Source organism: Aquamicrobium sp., assembly GCF_023954335.1.
Taxonomy (GTDB): domain Bacteria; phylum Pseudomonadota; class Alphaproteobacteria; order Rhizobiales; family Rhizobiaceae; genus Aerobium.
Window position 1 is genome coordinate 168905 of sequence record NZ_JAMLIE010000003.1, and the last position, 22369, is coordinate 191273.

A 22369-nucleotide genomic window follows, 5' to 3' on the forward strand; every position below is an offset into this window, starting at 1 on the left:
TACTATTGCACTCGTGTGCAATCTTTGACGGACGGGACATGCGGGAGGGGATCGTCGTTGTGGGCAGCTATCTGCGCGACGTCAGCGTGGTGGTCGACGGCTTCCCGTCGCCGGGAGAGACCGTGGTCGGCCGCGGCCTGCTTCAGTCCCATGGCGGCAAGGGCAGCAACCAGGCCGTCCAGGCCGCCCGCGCCGGCGCGGACGTGACCCTGATCGCCGCGACCGGCGACGACGAGGCGGGTGAGGCCGCGCGCCGCCTGTGGGCGGACGAAGGCATCGCCACCGACGGCGCCCTCGCCGTCGAGGATGCCGCGACCGGCACGGCGCTGATCGTCGTCGAGGCCGGCGGCCAGAACATGATCGTCATCGACCCCGGCGCGAATGCGCGCCTGTCGCCCGCCGCGGTCGAGGCGCGCCGCGACCTCGTCGCTAACGCGGGCCTCGTCGTCGGCCAGCTCGAAACGCCCATTCCCGCCATGATCGAGGCCTTTTCCATCGCCCGGCGCGGCGGCGCGCGCACATTGCTCAACGCCGCGCCCGCGCCGGCGAGCCTGCCCGATGAGCTGCGCGCGCTGATCGACATCCTGATCGTCAACGAGATCGAGGCGCTCCAGCTTGCCGGCATGGACGCCGATGCCGATCCGCGCGAGGCCGCCGCCCGGCTGGCGAAGACCGTCGGCCTCGCCGTGGTGGTCACGCTCGGGGCCGGCGGCGCGATGCTGATCGACACGGCCGGGCGCCGCGCCGCCGCGTCCGCCCTCGATGTCGCGGTGGTCGACACGACCGGCGCGGGCGACGCGTTCGTCGGCGCCTTTGCCGCGCGATGGATCGAGGACGGCGCCCTCGATGCCGCGCTGGCATGGGGCGTCGCCGCCGGATCGCTGGCCTGCACCCGGCGCGGCGTCGTGCCGAGCCTGGCCGGCCGCGAGGAGATCACTGAGGCCGCTGCCCCGGGCATGCGGCCGGCCATGGAAAGTGGAGGATGCCTATGACCCGCATGATCATCGACTGCGACCCCGGACACGACGACGCGATGGCGCTGCTCTATGCCGCCAAAACCGTCGACCTGATCGGCATAACCACGGTGTTCGGCAACACCACGGTCGAGCAGACGACGCGCAACGCGCTCTCGATATGCCGGCTGGCCGGGCTCGACGTGCCGGTGGCCAAGGGGATGAGCAAGCCGTTGGTCACGCCGGCGCCGCCGGTGGTGACCGCCGACATGCACGGCGCCAACGGCATCGCCGGCGCCGACCTTCCCGAGCCGGACCGAGACCCGGTCGCCGAGCACGCCGTCACCTTCATCATCGAGCAGGCGCGCCGCCATCGCGGCGAGCTCGTCCTCGCCGGCATCGGCGCGCTGACCAACATCGCCATGGCCCTGAAGCTGGAGCCGCGCCTCGTCGAATGGCTGGCCGGCATCACCGTCATGGGCGGCTCGACCACGATCGGCAACATCACGCCGCTCGCCGAATACAACATCTACTGCGATCCCGAGGCGGCGTCCGTCGTGTTCAACTGCGGCCTGCCGATCGTCATGGCTGGCCTCAACGTCACCCGGCAGGCCGGCGTCGGCGACCGGCACGTCGAGCGGCTGCGCGCCACCGGCGGCCCCGTCGGCAAGGCGTTCGGCGACCTGATGCAGTTCTACCTCACGCGCTCGCGCGAGGTGTTCAACCTGTCGGCCGCCTCGATGCACGATCCCTGCGCCATCATCCCCTATGTCGAGCCGTCGCTGATGACCTTGCAGGACGCCCACGTCCACATCGAGCTGGCCAGCCCGCAATTGCGCGGCATGACGGCGTGCGACCTGCGCAAGGTCAATTCCCGCAACACCAGCGTCATCGAGGGCAACGCCGCCCCCAACGCGAAGGTGGCGGTGGCGATAGAGGGCGACGCCGCGGTCGACCACGTCATCGAGATCATCGCCGGCTACGACGCCTAGGAACGTCGCCCGGCCCCGGCCGGATCAAGCAACAAGGGAGGAAAGCATGTTCAGATTCCGCACCGCCGCAAGCGCCGTCGCGCTCGGCCTCATGGCCCTGGCGACGCATTCGCCTTCGTTGGCCCAGGACAAGACGCTCAGCATCGTCTGGATGGGCTGGCCCGACGAGCACGTGAAACCGATGATGGACGCGTTCATGGCAGCGCATCCCGACATCACGGTCAATTACGAGCGCGTCCCCTTCAACCAGATCTTCCAGACGCTCGACGTGCGGCTCAACGCCCGCACCCCCGATCCGGACGTCTATTCCGTTGACAGCCCGCTGACCGCCTCCTACGCCGTGCGCGGCCATCTGCTCGACCTCACCGAAATCATCGACGTCGACAAACTGACGCCCGCCGCGCGCGCGGCGGCCCAGTATGACGGCAAGCTCTATTCCGCGCCGATCGCCAGCAGCAGCGCGCTGCTGTTCTACAACAAGGCGCTGCTCGACGCCGCCGGCGTCCCCCATCCCTCGACCGACCCGGCCGAGCGCATGACCTGGGAGGCAGTCGTCGAGGGAGCCAAGTCGATCCGCGACGAGAAGGCCGGCGTCTGGGGCCTGGTGATCGAGCAGTCGGAGCGGCCCTACCAGCTCCTGCCGATGGCCCAGTCCCTCGGCGCGACCGGCATCTCGGAAGACGGGCTGACGGCCACGGGCTACGTCGACTCGCCCGAATTCGTCGAGGCGGCGACCTTCTACCGCAACCTGTTCAACGAGTGGCGCGTCTCGCCGACCGGCGTCTTCGACCACAATCTCTCGCAGGAGCTTTTCGGCACGGGCAAGACCGGCTTCTTCATCGGCGGTCCGTGGATGCTGTCCATCCTCGCCAACTATCCCGACCTCGACTGGGGCGTCGCGCCCTTCCCCTATTTCGAGAAGGGCAAGCCGGTGACGCCGACGGGCTCGTGGCATGTCGGCATCAACCCGCGCACCGACGCGATGGATGCGGCCAAGACCTTCGTCAACTGGTATCTGTCCGACGCGGCGCAGCAGGAATGGTTCAAGCTCCGCAGCTATCCGCCCGTCACCAGCAGCATGTGGGAGCTGGAGGCTGAGGCCTTCGACAGCGACGGCTGGCAGATCATGCGCCATGAGCTCGACGAGACCGCCGTGGCCCGCCCGGCGACGCCCGGATGGCGCGAGTACGAGGACATCCTGCGCGTCGCCTTCCGCGACATCCAGACGGGCGAGGACCCGCAGACGGCGCTCACGCGGGCGGCCACGCAGATCGACCGCGAGCTGGTCAAGTACCGCTGACGGACGGAGGCCGGCCGAGATGCGCGAACGCGCCATCGTTCCCTTCGCCTTCCTGGCGCTCGCGCTGATCGGCCTGGCTGTCTTCCGGGTGGTGCCCATCTTCATCGCCGGGATCGGCAGCCTGTTCAGCGTCTCGCTGATGGGCGACCGCGTCTTCGTCGGCCTCGGCAATCACCTGTCGCTGTTCGCCGATCCCGGCTTCTGGCAGTCGCTGCGGGTGACGCTGATCTTCAACCTGCTGATCAACCCGATCCAGGTCGTGCTGGCGTTCATCCTCGCCATGCTGGTGTTCCGGCCCTCGCCGGGCATCGTCTTCTTCCGCACCGCCTTCTTCATGCCGATGACCTTCTCCATCGCGCTGACGGCGGTGCTGTGGAGCATCCTGCTCGACCCGTCGCTCGGGCTGGTCAACAGCATCCTCGCCGAGCTCGGCTTCGAGCGCCAGCCCTTCTTCCGCAGCCAGAACCAGGCGCTCGGCACCATGATCTTCATCGCCACCTGGAAGGGCGTCGGCTACTGGATGCTGTTCCTGCTGGCCGGGCTCAACGGCATTCCGAAGGACGTCTACGAGGCGGCCGCTCTCGACGGGGCGCTCGGCTGGCGGCGCTTCGTCAACATCACGCTTCCGCTGATGCGCCGGCCGCTGGTCTTCGTGCTCGTCGCCGACACGGCCATCAACTTCCTGTTCTTCGCGCCGGTCTACATCATCACCAACGGCGGCCCGAGCGAGGCCACCAACCTGCTGATGTTCCAGGCCTACCAGTCGGCCTTCGCCTACCTCAACATGGGCCGCTCACTGGCGATCTCGACGATCATCCTTCTGGTGATCGCCATCTTCGCCGTGATCGAGTTCCGGTTTTTCCGCGAGCGCAAGGATGTCTGACGTGAACGGATATGCCGGGGCGAAATGGTCGGGCGAGGTGCCGCGCTACGGCCTGCTGATCGCCATCGCGGTGGTTCAGCTCCTGCCCATCGTCTGGATGATTATCTCCTCCTTCCGGCCGGCCGACGAGATATTCCGCCACACCAGCGAGATCTCGTGGCGCACATTCTTTCCCACCACCGTGACCTTCGACAACTACCTTGCGCTGCTGTCCGGCGACTTCCCCGTCGCCGTGCGCAACTCGCTGATCGTCGCCGGGGCGACGGTGGCCATCGGCGTCGTCGTCAACTCGCTGGCCGGCTTCGCCTTCGCCGTGTTCGACTTCCCGTTCAAGCGCACGCTGTTCGTCCTCGTGCTGGCGAGCTTCATGATGCCGTTCGAGGCGCTCGTCATCCCCCTCTACACGCTGGTGCGGGCGCTCGGCTGGACCGACAGCTTCAAGGCGCTGATCCTGCCCGAGGTGGCCAACGGGCTGGTCATCTTCCTGTTCCGCCAGTTCTTCGCCGCCATCCCGCGCGAGATCATCGAGGCCGCGCGCATGGACGGCGCGTCGTGGCTCCAGATATACTGGCGCATCGCCATGCCGCTGTCGGGGGCGACGGTCGCCACCGCCGCGCTGATGATCTTCATCCTGCAATGGGACGCGTTCTTCTGGCCGCTGGTGGCGGCGAGCTCGCCCGACTATGTCGTGGTGCAGGTGGCGATCGCCCGCAACGCCGATTTCGAGCAGGCCAACTGGGGACAGATGTTCGCCGCCACGACCATGGCGGTCAGCGTCGCGCTGATCCCCTTCATCCTGTTCCAGCGGTTCTACGTGCGGACGCTGACGCAGAGCGGACTGAAGTAGGAGCAACGGCAAATGGCGCATCTCCAGCTCGAATCGGTCGTCAAGTCCTATGGCCAGACGCAGGTGCTGCACGGGGTCGACCTGACGGTGCCGGGCGGCGCGTTCTGCGTCTTCGTCGGCCCCTCGGGCTGCGGCAAGTCGACCCTGCTGCGCATGATCGCCGGGCTGGAGCCGATCACCGGCGGCAAGGTGCTGATCGACGGGACCGTGGTCAACGATCTCGCCCCGCATCGTCGCGAGGTGGCGATGGTGTTCCAGAACTACGCGCTCTATCCGCATATGAGCGTCTACGACAACATGGCGTTCGGGCTGAAGATGGCGCGCATGCCGAAGGGCGAGATCGACCGCCGGGTCCGGCGCGCCGCCGCCAGCCTGCGCATCGATTCCCTGCTCGAGCGCCGGCCGGCGGCCCTGTCCGGCGGGCAGCGGCAGCGCGTCGCCATCGGCAGGGCGATCACCCGCGATCCCAAGATCTTCCTGTTCGACGAGCCGCTGTCGAACCTCGACGCCGAGCTGCGCGTGAGCATGCGCCTCGAGATCGCGCGGCTGCACAAGGAGCTCGGCGCGACCATGGTCTACGTCACCCACGACCAGGTCGAGGCGATGACGCTCGCCGACCTGATCGTGGTCATGAATGCCGGCCGCATCGAGCAGATCGGCACGCCCGAGGACATCTACGAGCGGCCCGCCAACCGCTTCGTCGCCGGCTTCATGGGCGCGCCGCGCATGAACTTCCTGCCGGGACGCGTCGAGACGAAGGCGGGCGAGCCGGTCGTGGCCCTCGGCGGCGGGAGAACGCTGCCGCTGGCGGGCGCGGCGATCGGCGCGCTGGCGCCCGGGCAGGCCGTCTCCCTCGGCATCAGGCCGGAGGCGCTGCGCATCGCCGGCGCCGGCGAGCCCGGCGCGGTGCCGCTCGGCGTGTACCACAGCGAATATCTCGGCGGGTCGAACTACATCTATCTCGACGCCGGCGACCTGATCCCGCAGGCGGACGAGCATCTCGTCGTCGCCGCGCCCGCCTCGCAGCGGCCGGCCGTCGGCGAGAAGATCGGCATCGTCTTCGACGCGGCGCGGCTGCACGTCTTCGACGAAGAGGGCAACGCCGTCGGGGCCTGACCGCGAGCCTCAGCCGGCGGGGGCGTGCAGCACCGGCTGGCTCTGCACGCCCAGCCCGTCGATCCCCGCGCGCACGGTCTCCCCGCCCTTGAGGAAGACCGGGGGCTTTTGCCCCATTCCCACGCCCGGCGGCGTCCCGGTGGCGATGACGTCGCCCGGCTCCAGCCGCATGAAACGGCTGACATAGCTGACGATCTCGCGGACGCCGAAGATCATCGTCCGCGTCGATCCCTGCTGGTAGCGCCGGCCGTCGACCTCGAGCCAGAGCGCGAGCTCCTGCGGGTCGGCGATCTCGTCGGCCGTCACCAGCCACGGCCCGAGCGGAGCGAAGCTGTCGCAGCTCTTGCCCTTGTCCCAGGTGCCGCCGCGGTCGAACTGGAAACCGCGTTCGGAGACGTCGTTGACGACGCAATAGCCCGCGACATGGTCGAGCGCCCGCGCCGCGCCGACATGGCTCGCCTCCGTGCCGATGACGACGCCGAGCTCGACCTCCCAGTCGACCTTCTCCGCCCCGCGCGGAATGACGATCGGGTCGTTCGGCCCGCAGATCGCGCTCGATGCCTTCAGGAAGATGATCGGCTCGGCGGGAATCGGCAGGCCGGCTTCGCGCGCGTGGTCCTCGTAGTTCAGCCCGATGCAGACGATCTTCCCGACCCTGCCGACGCAGGGGCCGACGCGCCCGGACCGGATGACGGGCAGGCCGCCGAGGTCCGCGCCCCTCAGGGCGGAAAGCGGCGCGTGGCCGAGGCTTGCCCCGTCGATGTCGGCAATGAGGCCCGACAGGTCGCGGATGTCGCCATTGGCGTCCAGTGCCGCCGGCTTCTCCCGGCCGTGCTCTCCGACGCGAAGCAGCTTCATGCCGTGTCCTCTCCATTGGCGGACCCGGCCGCGAGGAGGTTGCCGAAATTCATCCAGTGCGATGTCGTCAGCCAGCCGGCATCGACCGGGATCGAGGCCCCCGAGACACCGCTCGAACCGTCCGAGATCAGGAAGCTGACCACCGAGGCGATCTCCTCGATCTCCACCAGTCGCCCCATCGCGCTCGCCTTCTCCAGCACGCGCGCGTCCCGCTTGCCCGAATCCATCTTCGCCTGCAAGGCGGGCGTGCGCGTGAAGCCGGGCGCCACCGCGTTGACCCGGATCGACTTGGCTCCCAGCTCGCCTGCCGAAAGCCGGGTCAGGGCGCCCAGCGCGACCTTGCTCGGCGCGTAGGCATGGAGCGGCAGCGGCCGCCGCTCGTTGATCGAGGTGATGTTGACGATGGCCCCGCCGCCATTGCCGGCCATCATCGCGCCGAACCATTTCGTGCAGTGGAACGCGCCGAAATAATTCACGTCCCAGACCTTCCTCTGGTGGTCGAGGTCCATCTCCAGAAGCGGCACCGCGTCCTGAAGGATGCCCGCCGCGTTGACGAGGCCCGCCACCGCGACGCCGCGCCCGGCGAGGTCCCTGGAGCACCGTTCGACGGCGTCGGGACTGGAAACGTCGAGGGCGGCGACGGCGAGCCTGTCATCCGCGCCGATCCGCGCGCGCAGCCCTTCGAGGCTCGCGGGCGTCAGGTCGAGCGCCAGCACGCGCCACCCGTCGGCGAGCAGGCGCTCGACGATGCCCGAGCCGATCCCGCCCGCCGCGCCGGTGACGACAATGCGCGCGCCGGCCTCGCGCAGGCGGGCCATCGGGGTTGCCTGTCTTTTCGTGTCGCTCATTCTAAGCTGCCTCCCGGCCGGAACTGTCAGGTCGATGGTGAACGATGTCTCAGGACGGGATGACCTTGCGCCACGGCAGCACCTCGACCGTTTCGAACAGGCCCGCCACGGCGTAGGGATCGCCCTCGGCGAAGGCGCGGGCCGCGTCGAGGTCCGGCAGGTCTATCACGATCAGGCCGCCGATCGAATTGTCGCTTCCCGCCGCTAGGAACGGCCCCGCGAACAGGATCCTGTCCCTGTAGGGCTCGAGGTAGACGAGATGGTCCGCCCGGGTGCGGGCGCGGAGCTCCAGCCCGCCGGGCCTGTCCTTGCATATGACGGCGAAGTGCATCGGCTGCGTTTCTCCCTAGAAGCCGCTGACCCTTGGCAGCCAGGTCGAGAGTGCCGGGATGAAGGTGATGAGGGCGAGGACGATGATGTGGGCGATGAAGAAGGGTGGCATTTCGCGGATGATGTCGCCGACCCTGAGCTTGACGGCCGAGGAGACGACGAACAGCAGCGCCCCGACCGGCGGCGTGACCAGGCCGATGGTCAGGTTCAGGATCACCACCATGGCGAAGTGGATCGGGTCGATGCCGAGCGAGTGGGCGATGGGCGCGAGGATCGGCACCAGCACCATCACCCCCGGCAGCGGGTCCATGAACAGGCCGAAGACGAGGAGGAGCAGGTTGACCGCCAGCAGGAAGACGAGCGGGCTGAGCTGCCACGAGACGATGGTCTCGGCGAGCTGCTGCGGCACGCTCTCGATGATCAGAACCCAGGCGAAGGCGCGGGCGGCGGCGAGGATGATCAGCACCGCGATCGAGATCAGCGCCGCGCGGAAGATGATCGCCGGGATGTCGCGCAGCTTGAGCGAGCGGTAGAGGAACATGCCGCAGGCGAGCGCGTAGAAGATCGCCACCACCGAGGCCTCGGTCGGCGTGAACACGCCGGCGCGGATGCCGCCGATGATGATGACGATCAAGAGCAGCGCCGGCAGGGCGTGGAACGTCGTCTTCACCATCTCGCGGCCGGACGGCCGCTCGGCCTCGCCGCGATAGTTGCGCTTGCGCGAGACGACGAAGTTGGCGGCCGAGAGGGCGAGCGCGATGACGATGCCCGGCACCATGCCGGCGATGAACAGCGCCCCGACGGACACCTGCTCGACCTGGAGCGCGTAGACGATCATGATGATCGAGGGCGGGATGATCGGCCCCATCACCGCCGCCGAGGCGGTCAGCGCCCCGGCATAGGACTTGTCGTAGCCGGACTTCTCCATCATGCGGATCATCATCGCGCCGGGGCCGGCCGCGTCGGCCAGCGCCGAGCCGGAAATCCCGGAGAACAGCGCCGCCGAGATGACGTTGGCATAGCCCAGCCCGCCGCGCAGGTGGCCGACGAACTGCGAGGCGAAGCGCAGGAGCACGTAGGTCATCGCCCCGCCGGTCATCAGCTCGGCGGCGAGGATGAAGAACGGCACCGCCATCAGCGGGAACGAGTCGAGGCCGGAGAACATCTCCTTGACGACGACGAGATAGGGATAGGAGCTGCCGAGCGCGACCGCGACGAAGGCGGAGATCGCCAGCGTGAAGGCGACGGGAAAGCCCGCCGCCAGCAGGATCACGAAGGTGATGAAGAGTATCCAGGCCACGCGCGTCCCCTCGATGCGTTCTTACTCAAGCGCTCAGGCGCTCAGGCTGCCGGCGATGTCGCCGGGCACGTCGGCCGCTTCCTTGAAGCGGTTCTCCGCCACGTAGCCGCGCACGATCAGCAGAAGGTGGATCGCCAGCAGCGCAAAGCCGACCGGGATCGCCGCGTAGATGTAGCTGAACGGTATCCGCGTCGCTGGCGTCAGCTGGAGATGAACGCGCATGGCGTAGGCATAGCCGATCCAGATCATCAGCAGGAAGAAGGCGAGCAGGCAGACGACGATCACCGCGCGCAGGATGCGTTGCGCGCGCGGCGGCAAGCCGTCCATCACATTGGTGATGGCGACATGGCCGCCATAGCGCAGCGTCAGGCCGGCGCCGAGGAAGGTCATCCAGATCATCAGGTAGCGCGCGACCTCGTCGGCCCAGATGATCGAATAGTTGGTGAGGTAGCGCGCCACCACGTTCGAGAACACGATGATGCTCATCGCCGCGAGGATGACGATCAGCACCCAGCGGTTCGCCGCTATGAAAATCGACTCTGCCTTTTCCACCGCCCATCCTCCGGCAAGGAAATCGCCCGGCTGGAGCCAGCCGGGCGAGACGCGATCACTCGGATTCGATGACCCTGTCGATCAGCTCCTTGGGATAGGTCTTGTAGTATTCCTCGTAGGCGGCCTGCACCGAGGTCTGGAACGCGGCGCGCTGCTCGGCGGAGAGCTCGTTGACCTGCATGCCCCGCTCCTTCAGCGTGGCGAGGCCCGTCTTCTCGGCATCGTCGACGAAGCCGCGCATCGCCGCGGCCCCGGCGAGCGCGCCGTCCTTGAACACCGCCTTCTCCTCGTCGGTCAGCCCGTCATAGAAGGGCTTGGAGACCAGCAGCATGGTCGGCGAATAGACGTGGCCGGAAAGCGTCAGGTACTTCTGGACGGCGTCGATGTTGGCGGAGACGATCACCGAGAGCGGGTTCTCCTGGCCGTCGATGGTGCCCTGCTCGAGCGCGCTGATCACCTCGTGCCAGGACATCGCCGTCGGCGCGGCGCCCAGCACCTCGAACGCCTTGATGTGGACCGGGTTCTCCATCGTGCGCAGCTTCAGGCCGGCCAGGTCCGCCGGCTCGTTGATGGCGCGCGTGTTGTTGGTGATGTGGCGGAAGCCCTGCTCGCCCCAGGCCAGCGCGACGATGCCGCGCTCGTCGAACTTGCCGAGGATCTCGTCGCCGATCGGGCCGTCGAGGACACCGCGGGCGTGGGCAAGGTCGCGGAACAGGAACGGGATGTCGGTGAGCCCGACCTCGGGCACGAAGTTGCTGAGCGTTCCGGTCGAGACCATGATGGCCTCGATGGTGCCGAACTGCAGGCCCTCGACCGTGTCGCGCTCGCCGCCCAGGGCGCAGGACGAGAAATGCCGGACCTTGAACTTGCCGTTGGTCCCTTCCTCGATGGCGGCGGTCCACGCCCCCGCCCCGGCGCCGTAGTGCGAGGCCTCGGGGAAGCAATAGGCGAGCTTCACCTCCTGCTGGGCTTGCGCCGCAAGGGTCCAGCCCGGAATCGTCGCGCACGCGAACAGGAGCGCCTGGACGGAGCGCCAGATGGAACTTTTCATGTCGGATTTCCTCCCTTTGGAACGTGTCGCCCGTGCCCGCGCGGGGCCGGGAATGGGGTCGATTTCATGAGTCGGCATGCACGACGGCGCCGCAGCCGGGAACCTGTCGAGGCGAAGATCGGAACGATGCCGGAGAAGATTTTCGCGGGCGGGCGGCGATCCGCGGCAAGCGGGCGCCGAAGCGGCCGTGCGCCTTCGCCGTGCCCTGCTTCCCCGCCAGCTCGTCCCTGCCGGCGCGATCGTCGGCGGGCCGATTATCGGCGGGCGGCGGATTCATTGCAGGCGGCGAACTGGCTTGCTCCTCCAAATATGATACGCCTCCTCTAACGCATATACCTTTTTATAAACGGTACGTATCGTTTATAAATAAAGCCACCATTTCGGTCAAGCGAGGATTGGTCTGCATGTCGGGTGAAGGAGAAAGACGCGGGCGCAAGCGCAGCAAGGCCGCCGAGACGGCGGTGCTGAACGCCACCTATGAGCTCCTCGTCCAGGAGGGGTTGCAGCGCACCACCGTCGAGGCCATCGCCGCCCGCGCCGGGGTGAGCAAGGCGACGATCTACAAATGGTGGCCCAACCGCGCCTCGGTCATCATGTCCGCCTTTCTGCGGACCGGGCGCGTGGCGCTGCCCTATCCGGAGACATTCGACGCGCAGAGCATTTTCGCCCGGCTGCACATGATGGCGCAGGAGTTCCAGGGCCCGCTCGGGCAGATGATCAGCGCGCTGATCGCCGAGGGCCAGTCCGACCCGGAGGTCGCGCAGGCGTTTCGCGAGGGCAACGTGCTCGCCCGGCGCAAGGAGGGGCTCGAGATCGTCAGGCGGGCCATCGAGCGCGGCGAGATCCGCGATGCGGACCCCAACATCGTGCTCGATCTGCTCTATGCGCCCCTCTATTACCGGCTTCTCGTCGGCCACCAGCCCCTGTCGGAAGACTTCATCCGCCAGCATGCCAAGCTGGTCCTGAGCGGCCTCGCCCCGCGCAAACCGGAGGCCAAGGACGAGGCCTGACGGCGCTTTCTCCAGCCGGAGGAATCCGGATCGCCGACCGCCTGCCGATAAACCGCCTCCCCTTGACCCGGTCATGTCGTGCATTTATAAACGGTACGTATCGTTTATAAATAAATGAGCACGATGCCGCCCGCGTCGATGGTCCGCACAACCGGGGATGGAGGGGACGTGCGTTCTTCCGCTTCCCGAAGCTTCCAGCCGGCGCATGCGCCCGGCCGCCGAACGGCGGGCCTGTCGGGCGCCGGGGTCGCGGTCGTGTTCTTTCCTCCATTTCTGACGGCTCGGGAGTGAGACTGATGGACCTGCCCATGCATTCGACCGGCGCGACAGGCGAGCCGCGGCACCAGGCCGTGATAGACATCCTCGCCGGGCGTTTCGGGGACAGGCTGTCGACGAACCGGACCGTTCGCCAGCAGCATGCGAACACGACCGCATGGCACCCGGCCAAGGCGCCCGACGCCGTGGTCTTCGCCCGCACGACCGAGGAGGTTTCCGAGGTCCTCAGGCTTTGCAGCGAGCATGGAGTGCCGGTCATCCCCTTCGGCACCGGCACCTCGCTCGAGGCCGGCATGAATGCGCCGTTCGGCGGCATCTCGCTCGATCTCGGCCAGATGAACGTCATCCTTCGCGTCAACGAGGAAGACATGGACTGCGTGGTCCAGGCCGGCGTGACCCGCAAGCAGCTCAACACCGACCTTCGCTCGACCGGGCTGTTCTTCCCCATCGACCCCGGCGCCGACGCCTCGATCGGCGGCATGGCCTCGACGCGGGCCTCGGGAACGAGCGCGGTCCGCTACGGCACGATGAAGGACAACATCCTCGGCCTGACGGTGGTGATGCCGGACGGCGCCATCTGCAAGACCGGCACGCGCGCGCGCAAGTCGTCGGCCGGCTACGACATGACGCGGCTGTTCATCGGCGCCGAGGGCACGCTGGGCGTCATCACCGAGCTCACGGTCAAGCTGCACGGAATTCCCTCCCACACCGCGGTCGCGGTCTGCGCCTTCCCCACCCTTCAGGCCGCCTGCGACACCGTGATCACCGCGATCCGCTTCGGCCTCCAGCTCGAGCGCATAGAACTGCTCGACGATCTCCAAGTGCGCGCGTGCAACGCCTATTCCGGCCTTGCCATGCAGGAGCGGCCGACGCTGTTCGTCGAATTCGGCGGGACGGAGGCCATCGTCAACGACCAGCTGGCGACGTTCCGCGAGATCGCCGCGGAGTTCGGCCCGCTGAGCTTCGACAACGCCTCGGCGCCCGACGAGCGGCAGCGCCTGTGGAGCGCGCGGCACGACGTCTACTGGGCCTGCCTCCAGCTGCGGCCCGGCTCCAAGTTCATCGCCACCGATGTCTGCGTCCCGATCTCCCGGCTCGCCGACTGCATGGTCGCGACCCACGAGGACATCGCTAGAACCGGCCTCGTCGCGCCGATCGTCGGCCATGTCGGCGACGGGAACTTCCATGTCTCGATCATGGCCGACACCGAGAACGCCGAGGAGATGGCGCGGACGAAGGCCTTCATCGACCGGCTGAACAGCCGGGCCATCGCCATGGACGGCACCTGCACAGGCGAGCACGGCATCGGCGAGGGCAAGCGCCGCTTCCTCAGGCAGGAGCTCGGCGTCACCGTCGACTACATGCGCCTCCTGAAGCGCACGCTCGACCCGAAGAACATCATGAACCCCGGCAAGATATTCGAAGCCTAGCTTACCCCGCCGGCGGGCACGCCGGGCAGCGCCGCGAACCCGTTCATGTGGGCCCGATCACATGGGGATGGAGCGGGGGCACGATTGCGCTCGCCATCGCACATGCTATCGTTTTGCCTTTGTCGCTTCGAGACGAGAAGGCCCTGATGACGGATCGGCCATGGCGCAGCTACGCGGACTTCTATCAGAGGTCCGGCTATTCCGGCTTCCGCCAGGAACACCGGCGCTCGGACGGGGGCAACCGGTTCGCCATGATCATGGTCGACCAGCAGCCCCACTCGTTCCGCGATCCGGCCGTCGGCGAGACCATCATCGCCATCCCGCTGTCGTCCGACCGCGACTATATCTGGCGTTGGCGGCTGGAAGGGCGCGACTTCGCCCGCGAAGCCAGCAGCGGCGAGACCATCATCATCCCCTCGGGCGTGGAGAGCGAATGGGAGGTCGGCGCGGCGCGCAAGGTGCTGATCCTCACCGTCCCCGACGCGACCATGCAGAGCACGCTGCGGACCGACTCGGCGACGCGCATACGCGATTCCTTCGAGGGCTTCGCCGGCACGATCCTGGTCGATTCCTTCGTCCACATGGCCATGACCCGGCTATGGGACGCGCTCGCCTCCAAGGACGCGATGGAGCGGCGGGTCGGCGGCAGCCTGATGCCGGCCATGCTCTGGCACCTGCTCTCGCAGCTCGGCGAGCAGCGCCACCTCGCCGATCAGGTCCACCTGCCGCTCTGGCGGCTGCGGCGCGTCGAGGAATTCGTCGAGGCCAACCTGCAGGAGGACATCGGCGTCGGCGATCTGGCCGCCGCCGCCGACCTCAGCGTGCGGCACTTCTCGCGCAGCTTCTTCCGCGAGCTCGGCACCACGCCGCACAAATGGCTGATGAAGCGGCGCCTGGAGCGCGCCTGCAAGATGCTGGTCTCGTCCGGCCAGTGCATCGGCGACATCGCGCGCCACTCCGGCTTTTCCAGCCAGAGCCACCTGACGACGCTGATGAAGCAGAACTACGGGACGACGCCGAACCGCTACCGGGACCTTCACAAGGGCCGATGACCTGACACCCGCCCGGCCCGCAGACGAGGAAGAAACCGTGCAGTCCCGATCACCGCAGCCGGGCGGCGGCCGCCCGCGACTGAACCTCGTCGGCGCCGGCAGCGTCGGCGTCAGCCTGTTTCGCGTGTTCGCCGGTTCCGGCCTCTTCGACATCCAGGACATATACGGGCGCGACGCAGCCCGCCTCGCCCGGGCGCTGTCGTTCATCGGCGCGGGCCGTGCGGCGACGTCGCTGGCGGCGATGCGCCCGGCCGACATCTGGTTCGTCACCGTGCCCGACACGCGCATCGCCGAGGTGGCGCGCGACCTCGCCGCAGCCGCGCCGGCCGGCCCCGCAACGGCCGTTCATTGCAGCGGCTTCCTGCCGGCCTCGGAGCTCGCGCCGCTTTCCGCGCTCGGATGGAGCCTCGCGAGCGCGCATCCGGTGATGACCTTCGCCGATCCCGAAGCCTCGGCGCGCGCCTTCCCCGGCACCTATTGCGGGATGGAAGGCGACGAGGACGCGGTCCGGCGCGTCGCCGCGGCGCTGGAGGCGGTCGGCGCGCGGCCCTTCACCATCCGGCCCGGCGGCAAGGCGCTCTATCACGCCGCGGCCGTCCTTTCGAACAACCTCGCCGTCGTGCTTCAGGCGCTCGCGCGCGAGGCCTGGGCCGAGGCGGGCGTGCCGGCCGAAATATCCCCCGACCTGAACGCCGCGCTTCTGTCCTCCACCGCGCGCAACGTCAACGCGCTGGGTCCGGCCGAGGCGCTGACCGGCCCGGCCGCGCGCGGCGACTGGTCCGTCGTCGAGCGGCAGGCAAAGGCGGTGGAGACGTGGCACCCCGATGCCGGGCCGGCCTATCGCAGCCTCAGCCTCCTCGCGCGGCGGCTCAAGCGCACCGGCTCCACCCTGCATCCCGTCGAGGAGGAACGGGCCGGAGATGCGAAAGGCATCGTGTGACGGCCGGGCGAAACCCATATCACGGTTGAGCCGCGGATTTCACGGATACGCCGTGCAACGGCGCGCCGCGCCTGCCGGGGCCGCGCCCGCGCTTTTCTCCGCGCGGCCCCTCCCCTAGTTTGGCCCTTGACGTGTCCGCCTCCCGCCGGAGCGCAGAACAGAGCGATTGAATTTTCCTGAAAACCCGGCCAGCTAGCCAGTCTGGAAAGGAGCACGCAATGCCCTTCAGTGCGATCAAGAAGACGATGATGGCGCTTTCCATCGTCGCCATGGGCGCCTTCGGCGCCTCCGCCGACGTTCTCGACGACATCACCCAGCGCGGGACCGTGCGCATCGCCGTTCCCGAGGACTTCCCGCCCTATGGCGCGATGGGCATCGACATGAAGCCCGCCGGCTACGACGTCGACGTCGCCAACCACGTCGCCGAAAAGCTCGGGGTGAACATAGAGCTGGTGCCGGTCATCGGCTCCAACCGCATTCCCTCGCTCCAGACCGACAAGGTCGACCTCATCATCTCCGTGCTCGGCAAGTCGCCGGAGCGCGAGGCGGCGATCGACTTCGCCAACGCCTACGGCGTGCTCAACAACTCGGTGTTCGCCGAGAAGGATTCCGGCATCGCCGGGCCGGACGATCTCGCCGGAAAGTCGGTCTCGGTGCTGCGCGGCGGCATCGCCGACATGCTGATCACCGAGGTCGCCCCGGCGACGGCGGAGATCAAGCGCTACGAGGACGAGACCAGCAACACCCAGGCCTTCCTGTCCGGCCAGGTCGACGCGATCGCCACCGGCGACATCATCATCAATGCGCTCAAGGCCCGCTCGCCGCGCCGCATGCCCGAGGAGATGTTCATCCTGAACACCTCGCCGCTCTATGTCGGGGTGAAGAAGGGCGAGACCCGCCTGGCCGAGAAGGTCAACGAGATCATCGCCGGGATGATCGCCGACGGGACGCTCGAGGGGATTTCCCAGAAGTGGCTCGGACGAGGCATACCCGACAAGATGTGACCCTGAAACGGGGCGCGCGCGCCCCGGAGTTTCGCGCCACGGCATGATACAGAGCTTCGATTTCAGCTTTCTCACCGGCTACCGCCATGTGATCTTCCATGGCATCTACATCACCCTGCTGCTCATCACGGTAGGGGCGGCTCTCGGTCTTGCGGTGTCGATCCTTTGCACCTGGGCGCGGCTGTTCTGCCCCGCCTGGGTGCGCGCCTTCGTGACGGGCTATGTCGAGTTCGTCCGCAACACGCCCTTCCTCATCCAGCTGTTCTTCATCTTCTTCGGCCTGCCCCAGCTCGGCATCAGCATGTCCGAGATGACGGCGGCCGTCGTCGCCATGACGATCAACCTCGGCGCCTACGGCACCGAGATCGTCCGCGCCGGCGTGCAGGCGACGCCGGGCGGCCAGTGGGAGGCCGCCGCCAGCCTCGGCATGTCGCGCAACCAGGCGTTCTGGCGCGTCGTCCTCGTTCCCGCGTTGCAGAAGATGTGGCCGACGCTCTCCTCGCAGATCGTCATCGTCATGCTCGGCTCGGCGGTCGTGTCGCAGATCGCCGTCGAAGACCTGACCTTCGCCGCCAACTTCATCCAGTCGAGGACGTTCCGCGCCTTCGAGATCTACTTCGTAGTGACGGCGATCTACATCGTCCTCGCCGCGCTCGTGCGGCTGGCGCTGCGGCTCCTCGGCCGCTGGGTGCTCGGCACGGGGGACGCGTCATGACGGATTTCACGCTCCAGCAGATCGTCTACGCCCTCGTGCTCGGCGCGCGCTGGACGGTGCTGCTGTCGCTCGCGGCGTTTTTCTTCGGCGGCATTCTCGGGCTGGTGCTGATGCTGGGCACCATCTCCCGGCGACGGCTGGTAAGGCTGCCGGCGCTGGGATTCATCTGGCTCATCCAGGCGACGCCGCTGCTGATGCAGCTCTTCCTGATCTTCTTCGGCCCCGCCCTGCTCGGCAAGGACATTCCCGCCTGGACGGCGGCCTGCATCGCCCTGACGCTGTGGTCGTCGGCCTATCTGGCGGAAATCTGGCGCGGCTGCGTGCTGGCGGTCCAGAGCGGACAGACCGAGGCCGCGCTGTGCCTCGGCATGCTGCGGCGCCAGGCCCTTCGCCATGTCGTCTTCCCGCAGGCGATCCGCATGGCGCTGCCGCCGACCGCGGGTTTTTTCGTCCAGATCGTCAAGAGCACGGCGCTGACCTCGATCGTCGGCTTCACCGAGCTGATGAAGACCGGCAACATCCTGTCCAACGTCACGCTCGACCCGTTCGTCGTCTACGGCCTGGTGGCGCTCATCTACTTCTGCCTGTGCTACCCGCTGTCGCTCGCCAGCCGCAAAATGGAGACGGTTTTCGATGTCACTCGTTAAGATCGAGGGGCTGTGCAAGAGCTACGGCGCGCTCGAGGTCCTCCGCGACATCAGCCTCGACATCGAGCGCGGCGAGGTGATCGCGCTGATCGGCAAGAGCGGCTCGGGAAAGTCCACCTTCCTGCGCTGCATCAACGGGCTCGAGGCGATGAACGCCGGGACGATCCGCGTCGATGGCGAGTTGGTCGAGACCGACGAGCGCAAGCTGCAGAAGCTGCGGCTGAAGGTCGGGATGATCTTCCAGCAGTTCAACCTCTTTCCGCATCTCACCGCGCTCGACAACACGGCGCTGGCGCTCAGGGTCGTCAAGGGCATGAGCGCCGCCGACGCGCGCGCCATCGGCATGGCGCGGCTGGAGAAGGTCGGCCTCGCCCACCGCGCCGATTCCCGGCCGCACCAGCTTTCCGGCGGCCAGCAGCAGCGCGTGGCGATCGCGCGGGCGCTGGCCATGGACCCGGTGGTGCTGCTGTGCGACGAGGTCACCTCCGCGCTCGACCCCGAGCTGGTCGAGGAGGTGCTGCAGGTCATCCGCCGGCTGGCCGAGGAAGGGATGACCGTGATCATGGTCACGCACGAGATGTCCTTCGCGCGCAGCGTGTGCTCGCGGGTCGTCTTCATGCACGAGGGCCGGCTGCACGAGATGGGCCCGCCCGAAGAGGTGTTCGGCAACCCGAGGACGCCGGAGCTGCGCCAGTTCCTCGGCCAGGCATCGCCATCGGCGGGTGAACGCGCATGACGGCCGACGCAGCATCAGGAGGACAAGCCGTGAATTCCGACAGGACCATGATCTCGACCGACATCGATTTCGACCGGAAGGGGCTTCAGTTCGGCAAGCTGCGCCTGCCCCATTCGGTGCATCGCTCGGCCTACGGGCATATCCCGATCCCCATCGCCGTGGCCGCCAACGGCGAGGGACCGACGGTGCTGCTGACCGGCGGGGTGCACGGCGACGAATATGAGGGGCCCATCGCGCTGTCGCGGCTGGCGCGCGAGATCGACGTGGAGCGCGTCTGCGGGCGCATCATCATCGTGCCGACGCTCAACCAGCCCGCCTTCGTCGCCGGAACGCGGGTGTCGCCGATCGACGGCATCAACCTCAACCGCACCTTTCCCGGCCGGCGCGACGGGACGGCGACGGAGATGATCGCCCACTACGTCACCACCGAGCTGCTTCCCCGCGCCGACTTCCTGATCGACCTTCACGCCGGCGGCAGCTCGCTGCAATACCTGCCGGCGCTGCTCGCGCCGCGCTGGTCGGACCCCGGGAAGGCCGCGCGCGTCGAAACCCTGGTGACGGCGTTCGACGCCGGGAACGTCATCTACTTCGATTCCGTGCGCGCCCTCAGCGGCGAGGACCGGGTGATCGGCAACTACGCCGACCGCAACGGCGTCGATTTCCTGACCGGCGAGTTCGGCGGCGGCTCGAGCGTGAACATCGACGGGCTCGCCATGGCGGAAAGAGGCGTGCGCGGCGTGCTGTCGCATCTGGGCGTGCTGCCGGCCGAAAAGGCCCCCGCGCCGCGCAAGGGCCCGATCCGCCGCCTGGCGATGGATGATCCCGGCCTCTATGCCTTCGCCGACCGCCGCGGCTTCTTCGAGCCGAAATTCGCGCTCGGCCAGACCGTGGCGGCCGGGGCCGTCGCCGGGCTGATCCACGACATCGACGACCCTTGGGCGACGCCGGTGGCGGTCCATTTCCGCTCGGCCGGGATCGCGATGTGCGTGCGCACCTTCTCGCTGGTCGAGGCCGGCGATTGCCTCGGCCATCTGGCGAGCGAGATCTGACGGCGGGCAGGATGGAAACGGCCGGTCCTTCACCAAACGGACGCGCGCTTAACGTAAGCGCCCTCGCGTGCGCTCCGGCGCGGACGGCGGCGGCGATGTCTCTTTTCCCCCGCGCCCCGACGACCTATCCCTAGCCCGACCCCCTCGGATCGAGCGGCAGACCGATCCCCTGCCGATCCGCGGGGCGAAAGGACATTCTTCAGGAGGCAGCTTCCAGTGAACAACACCATTGGCAAGGCGGAAGCCGACAGTTTCGTCCCGGCCGCGCCGATCGAGATCACCCGCGCCGCGACGCTGGCCCCGCTTCCCCGGCCGCCCTACGGCTTCGGCAACCACTTCACCGACCACATCGCCACGTTGCGCTACACCGAGGCCACCGGCTGGGGAGAGCCGCGGATCGTCCCCTTCGGCGAGCTTTCGCTCCATCCCTCGGCCGCCGGCTTCCAGTACAGCCAGTCGATCTTCGACGCGTTCAAGGCGCATCTCCAGCCCGACGGCAGCCTCGCCATGTTCCGCCCGGACATGCATATCGCCCGGCTCAACCGGTCGGCGGCGCGCATGTGCATCCCGCAGGTCGAGCCGCGGATGCTGATGGAGCTGATACAGCGCCTGTGCGACCTCGACCGGCGCTGGGCGCCGAGCGACCCGGGCAGCGCGCTCTATATCCGGCCGACCATCGTCGCCACCGAGGGCTTCGTCAGCCTGCGCCCGGCGCGGGACTATCTGCTCGTCGTGTTCCTGTCGCCGGTCGGCGACTACTTCGCCGAGGGCAGCGCGCCGGTGCGCATCCTCGCCAGCGACGAGTTCGTGCGCGCCGCGCGCGGCGGCGTCGGCTCGGCCAAGACGGGCGGCAACTATGCCGCCGCCATGTACGCCACGCGGGCCGCGGTCGAGCAGGGCTACTCGCAGATCCTGTGGCTCGACGGGGTGGAACGGCGCTATCTCGAGGAGGTCGGCTCGATGAACATCTTCGTCAAGATCGCCGGCAGGGTGCGCACGCCGCCGCTGTCCGATTCCATCCTGGCGGGCGTCACGCGCGACACGATCCTCTCGATCCTGCGCGACAGCGGCGCGGCCGTGAGCGAGGAGCCCATCGCCATCGACGAGCTGTTCGAGGCCCACGACGCCGGCACGCTCGACGAGGTCTTCGGCACCGGCACCGCCGCCATCGTCTCGCCGATCGGGCGGATCGCCTACAAGGGCAAGGAAATCCAGGTCCGCGACGGCCAGCGCGGCCCGACGACGGAATGGCTCTACGACAAGCTGCTGGCGGTCCAGAAGGGCAGGGACAACGACCCGCAGGGCTGGCGCGTGACCGTGCCGCACTTCGGCTGAGCGCCACTCCCGGCGGGGCCGGGAACGCGCGGGACAGGGCGCTCCTGCCCCGCATCCCTGCCCATTTCGCGCCGGTGCCTTGTCGCGGACACAATTCGTCGCTATCTATGCCGCATCGAACTTGTTGACGAACTTTGTTTCGCGCTCCGGCGCTCCTACGATCTTCCTTCTCAATTTCGAAGACTGCGACGTTCGGCACGCGGCCGGGCGGCGATCAACTATTTCCGATTTGAAAGGAATGCATCATGGCGACGGGAACCGTAAAGTTCTTCAACTCCACCAAGGGTTTCGGCTTCATCGAGCAGGGTGACGGCCAGCCGGACGTGTTCGTCCACATCTCCGCCGTCGAGCGCGCGGGCATGCGCACCATCGTCGAGGGCCAGAAGCTCAGCTTCGACGTCGTGCAGGACCGCCGCAACGGCAAGAACGCGGCCGAGAACCTTCAGGCGGCGTAACACCGAACAGCGCTTCTGGTCTTTGACCACGGATGTACTGGCACTGGCCATCGAGGCGCTCAGGAGAAGGTCGGGAATTCCCGGCCTTTTTCGTTTTCAGGGAGCACCATCATGGATGAAGCGATCATCAGCGCCGTCTTTCAGGCCAAGCCCTCCAGGCAGGAGGCGAAGGCCGACGTCACCTCCCGCATCGCGCGCGAGATCATCGACAGCGAGGCGACGGCGCGCGAATCCAAGACCGAGCGGCTGCGCGCGGCAAGGCTTGCGAAAGAAGCGGCCGCGAAGCCCGCGCCCGAGCCCCGCAAGACGCGCCGGAAGGGCTGAATCGGCGGGGGTTTCGCTCCCGAGCTGCCCGGGTCCGGCACATCGACTCCTTAAAGCGTATTGCGCCGGCGCTGCCCCTCATCCGCCCTTCGGGCACCTTCTCCCCGTGAACGGGGAGAAGGAATGACGGCCGCACCGCCGCATCCTCTTTTCCACGCTTGCTATTGGCGAAAGCAAGGGCGGCAGCTCTCTTCTCCCCGTTCACGGGGAGAAGGTGGCGGCAGCCGGATGAGGGGCAGCGCCGGCGCCGACGACGATGCACATCAGGCACGCGATAGCGGACGCTTCAGGTATCCTCGTCCAGCGCGAGGGAAAACTGCGGCGAGCCGCGGCCGTACTGCCGCATTGACTCCTTCGCCCTGAGCC

Annotated in this window: 24 protein-coding genes; 18 read left to right on the forward strand and 6 right to left on the reverse strand. The window is 67.9% G+C overall.

Going from position 1 to position 22369, the window contains the following annotated elements; translation table 11 throughout:
* The first annotated feature begins 38 nt into the window (after positions 1-38).
* From M9945_RS18225 to M9945_RS18250, 6 genes are read left to right on the forward strand one after another with little or no spacing between them, the layout of a single operon-like run.
* The gene (locus M9945_RS18225; protein WP_367945705.1) at positions 39-992 is read left to right on the forward strand and encodes a ribokinase; all 954 of its coding nucleotides are present in this window, start codon (positions 39-41) and stop codon (positions 990-992) included.
* On the forward strand, positions 989-1945 hold the full coding sequence (locus M9945_RS18230) for a nucleoside hydrolase (protein ID WP_367945706.1): 957 nt from the start codon (positions 989-991) through the stop codon (positions 1943-1945). Before M9945_RS18225 ends, M9945_RS18230 begins: the two co-directional genes overlap by 4 nt.
* A 46-nt stretch (positions 1946-1991) precedes the next feature.
* The gene (locus tag M9945_RS18235; RefSeq protein WP_367945707.1) at positions 1992-3245 is read left to right on the forward strand and encodes a sugar ABC transporter substrate-binding protein; all 1254 of its coding nucleotides are present in this window, start codon (positions 1992-1994) and stop codon (positions 3243-3245) included.
* 19 nt (positions 3246-3264) lie between these two features.
* Positions 3265-4128: a carbohydrate ABC transporter permease gene (locus tag M9945_RS18240; protein ID WP_367945708.1), complete on the forward strand. Its 864-nt coding sequence runs from the start codon at positions 3265-3267 to the stop codon at positions 4126-4128.
* A 1-nt stretch (position 4129) separates the two neighbouring features.
* On the forward strand, positions 4130-4975 hold the full coding sequence (locus M9945_RS18245) for a carbohydrate ABC transporter permease (RefSeq protein WP_367945709.1): 846 nt from the start codon (positions 4130-4132) through the stop codon (positions 4973-4975).
* A 12-nt stretch (positions 4976-4987) separates the two neighbouring features.
* Positions 4988-6091, forward strand: a complete 1104-nt coding sequence (locus tag M9945_RS18250) for an ABC transporter ATP-binding protein (RefSeq protein WP_367945710.1) — start codon at positions 4988-4990, stop codon at positions 6089-6091.
* 9 nt (positions 6092-6100) lie between these two features.
* Here the strand turns inward: M9945_RS18250 and M9945_RS18255 are convergent, their stop codons facing one another.
* Genes M9945_RS18255 through M9945_RS18280 form a run of 6 tightly spaced genes read right to left on the reverse strand, consistent with a single transcriptional unit; the run spans position 6101 to position 11030 of the window.
* On the reverse strand, positions 6101-6949 hold the full coding sequence (locus tag M9945_RS18255) for a fumarylacetoacetate hydrolase family protein (RefSeq protein WP_367945711.1): 849 nt from the start codon (positions 6947-6949) through the stop codon (positions 6101-6103).
* A complete protein-coding gene (locus M9945_RS18260; RefSeq protein ID WP_367945712.1) occupies positions 6946-7797 on the reverse strand; it encodes an SDR family NAD(P)-dependent oxidoreductase in 852 nt (283 codons plus the stop codon). Before M9945_RS18260 ends, M9945_RS18255 begins: the two co-directional genes overlap by 4 nt.
* A 49-nt stretch (positions 7798-7846) precedes the next feature.
* Positions 7847-8128, reverse strand: a complete 282-nt coding sequence (locus tag M9945_RS18265) for a YciI family protein (RefSeq protein WP_367945713.1) — start codon at positions 8126-8128, stop codon at positions 7847-7849.
* 15 nt (positions 8129-8143) lie between these two features.
* Complete coding sequence (locus M9945_RS18270) at positions 8144-9427, reverse strand: TRAP transporter large permease (RefSeq protein ID WP_367945714.1); 1284 nt, start codon at positions 9425-9427, stop codon at positions 8144-8146.
* Positions 9428-9460: 33 nt separating this feature from the next.
* Positions 9461-9979 (reverse strand): TRAP transporter small permease, encoded by a 519-nt coding sequence (locus M9945_RS18275; RefSeq protein ID WP_367930243.1) that lies wholly within the window; start codon positions 9977-9979, stop codon positions 9461-9463.
* Positions 9980-10034: 55 nt separating this feature from the next.
* Entirely contained in the window at positions 10035-11030 is a 996-nt protein-coding gene (locus M9945_RS18280) for a TRAP transporter substrate-binding protein (protein ID WP_367945715.1), read from the reverse strand.
* Positions 11031-11434: 404 nt separating this feature from the next.
* Here M9945_RS18280 and M9945_RS18285 point away from each other — a divergent pair, with 404 nt between their 5' ends.
* The 12 genes from M9945_RS18285 to M9945_RS18340 all read left to right on the forward strand — a co-directional run bounded on the left by M9945_RS18285 (position 11435) and on the right by M9945_RS18340 (position 22003).
* Positions 11435-12040, forward strand: coding sequence for a TetR/AcrR family transcriptional regulator (locus M9945_RS18285; protein ID WP_367945716.1), 606 nt, complete (start codon positions 11435-11437; stop codon positions 12038-12040).
* A gap of 296 nt (positions 12041-12336) precedes the next feature.
* Entirely contained in the window at positions 12337-13746 is a 1410-nt protein-coding gene (locus M9945_RS18290) for an FAD-binding oxidoreductase (RefSeq protein ID WP_367945717.1), read from the forward strand.
* 146 nt (positions 13747-13892) lie between these two features.
* Entirely contained in the window at positions 13893-14798 is a 906-nt protein-coding gene (locus M9945_RS18295) for a helix-turn-helix domain-containing protein (RefSeq protein ID WP_367930239.1), read from the forward strand.
* A 37-nt stretch (positions 14799-14835) separates the two neighbouring features.
* Positions 14836-15738, forward strand: coding sequence for a Rossmann-like and DUF2520 domain-containing protein (locus M9945_RS18300; RefSeq protein WP_367945718.1), 903 nt, complete (start codon positions 14836-14838; stop codon positions 15736-15738).
* A 218-nt stretch (positions 15739-15956) separates the two neighbouring features.
* Positions 15957-16742: a transporter substrate-binding domain-containing protein gene (locus M9945_RS18305; protein WP_367945719.1), complete on the forward strand. Its 786-nt coding sequence runs from the start codon at positions 15957-15959 to the stop codon at positions 16740-16742.
* Between the two features lie 43 nt (positions 16743-16785).
* Positions 16786-17457: an amino acid ABC transporter permease gene (locus tag M9945_RS18310; protein ID WP_367945720.1), complete on the forward strand. Its 672-nt coding sequence runs from the start codon at positions 16786-16788 to the stop codon at positions 17455-17457.
* Complete coding sequence (locus M9945_RS18315; protein ID WP_367945721.1) at positions 17454-18104, forward strand: amino acid ABC transporter permease; 651 nt, start codon at positions 17454-17456, stop codon at positions 18102-18104. The genes M9945_RS18310 and M9945_RS18315 overlap by 4 nt, the downstream gene beginning before the upstream one ends.
* Positions 18091-18840: an amino acid ABC transporter ATP-binding protein gene (locus M9945_RS18320; RefSeq protein ID WP_367945722.1), complete on the forward strand. Its 750-nt coding sequence runs from the start codon at positions 18091-18093 to the stop codon at positions 18838-18840. Before M9945_RS18315 ends, M9945_RS18320 begins: the two co-directional genes overlap by 14 nt.
* Before the next feature lie 29 nt (positions 18841-18869).
* Positions 18870-19889, forward strand: coding sequence for a succinylglutamate desuccinylase/aspartoacylase family protein (locus M9945_RS18325; RefSeq protein ID WP_367945723.1), 1020 nt, complete (start codon positions 18870-18872; stop codon positions 19887-19889).
* Positions 19890-20105: 216 nt separating this feature from the next.
* Positions 20106-21224 carry a branched-chain amino acid aminotransferase gene (locus M9945_RS18330; protein ID WP_367945724.1) on the forward strand — a complete coding sequence of 373 codons (1119 nt, stop codon included), beginning with the start codon at positions 20106-20108 and terminating at the stop codon, positions 21222-21224.
* Between the two features lie 245 nt (positions 21225-21469).
* Complete coding sequence (locus M9945_RS18335) at positions 21470-21679, forward strand: cold-shock protein (RefSeq protein WP_367930231.1); 210 nt, start codon at positions 21470-21472, stop codon at positions 21677-21679.
* A gap of 111 nt (positions 21680-21790) precedes the next feature.
* Entirely contained in the window at positions 21791-22003 is a 213-nt protein-coding gene (locus M9945_RS18340) for a hypothetical protein (RefSeq protein WP_367930230.1), read from the forward strand.
* Positions 22004-22369: the final 366 nt, after the last annotated feature.

Excerpts from the sequence above, each read along its gene's own strand:
- M9945_RS18250 (WP_367945710.1), top strand. The coding sequence starts at position 4,988 with ATGGCGCATCTCCAGCTCGAATCGGTCGTCAAGTCCTATGGCCAGACG.
- M9945_RS18285 (WP_367945716.1), top strand. The coding sequence starts at position 11,435 with ATGTCGGGTGAAGGAGAAAGACGCGGGCGCAAGCGCAGCAAGGCCGCC.
- M9945_RS18265 (WP_367945713.1), bottom strand. The coding sequence starts at position 8,128 with ATGCACTTCGCCGTCATATGCAAGGACAGGCCCGGCGGGCTGGAGCTC.
- M9945_RS18280 (WP_367945715.1), bottom strand. The coding sequence starts at position 11,030 with ATGAAAAGTTCCATCTGGCGCTCCGTCCAGGCGCTCCTGTTCGCGTGC.
- M9945_RS18230 (WP_367945706.1), top strand. The coding sequence starts at position 989 with ATGACCCGCATGATCATCGACTGCGACCCCGGACACGACGACGCGATG.
- M9945_RS18255 (WP_367945711.1), bottom strand. The coding sequence starts at position 6,949 with ATGAAGCTGCTTCGCGTCGGAGAGCACGGCCGGGAGAAGCCGGCGGCA.
- M9945_RS18295 (WP_367930239.1), top strand. The coding sequence starts at position 13,893 with ATGACGGATCGGCCATGGCGCAGCTACGCGGACTTCTATCAGAGGTCC.
- M9945_RS18225 (WP_367945705.1), top strand. The coding sequence starts at position 39 with ATGCGGGAGGGGATCGTCGTTGTGGGCAGCTATCTGCGCGACGTCAGC.
- M9945_RS18235 (WP_367945707.1), top strand. The coding sequence starts at position 1,992 with ATGTTCAGATTCCGCACCGCCGCAAGCGCCGTCGCGCTCGGCCTCATG.
- M9945_RS18315 (WP_367945721.1), top strand. The coding sequence starts at position 17,454 with ATGACGGATTTCACGCTCCAGCAGATCGTCTACGCCCTCGTGCTCGGC.
- M9945_RS18335 (WP_367930231.1), top strand. The coding sequence starts at position 21,470 with ATGGCGACGGGAACCGTAAAGTTCTTCAACTCCACCAAGGGTTTCGGC.
- M9945_RS18305 (WP_367945719.1), top strand. The coding sequence starts at position 15,957 with ATGCCCTTCAGTGCGATCAAGAAGACGATGATGGCGCTTTCCATCGTC.
- M9945_RS18290 (WP_367945717.1), top strand. The coding sequence starts at position 12,337 with ATGGACCTGCCCATGCATTCGACCGGCGCGACAGGCGAGCCGCGGCAC.
- M9945_RS18260 (WP_367945712.1), bottom strand. The coding sequence starts at position 7,797 with ATGAGCGACACGAAAAGACAGGCAACCCCGATGGCCCGCCTGCGCGAG.
- M9945_RS18340 (WP_367930230.1), top strand. The coding sequence starts at position 21,791 with ATGGATGAAGCGATCATCAGCGCCGTCTTTCAGGCCAAGCCCTCCAGG.
- M9945_RS18240 (WP_367945708.1), top strand. The coding sequence starts at position 3,265 with ATGCGCGAACGCGCCATCGTTCCCTTCGCCTTCCTGGCGCTCGCGCTG.
- M9945_RS18310 (WP_367945720.1), top strand. The coding sequence starts at position 16,786 with ATGATACAGAGCTTCGATTTCAGCTTTCTCACCGGCTACCGCCATGTG.
- M9945_RS18320 (WP_367945722.1), top strand. The coding sequence starts at position 18,091 with ATGTCACTCGTTAAGATCGAGGGGCTGTGCAAGAGCTACGGCGCGCTC.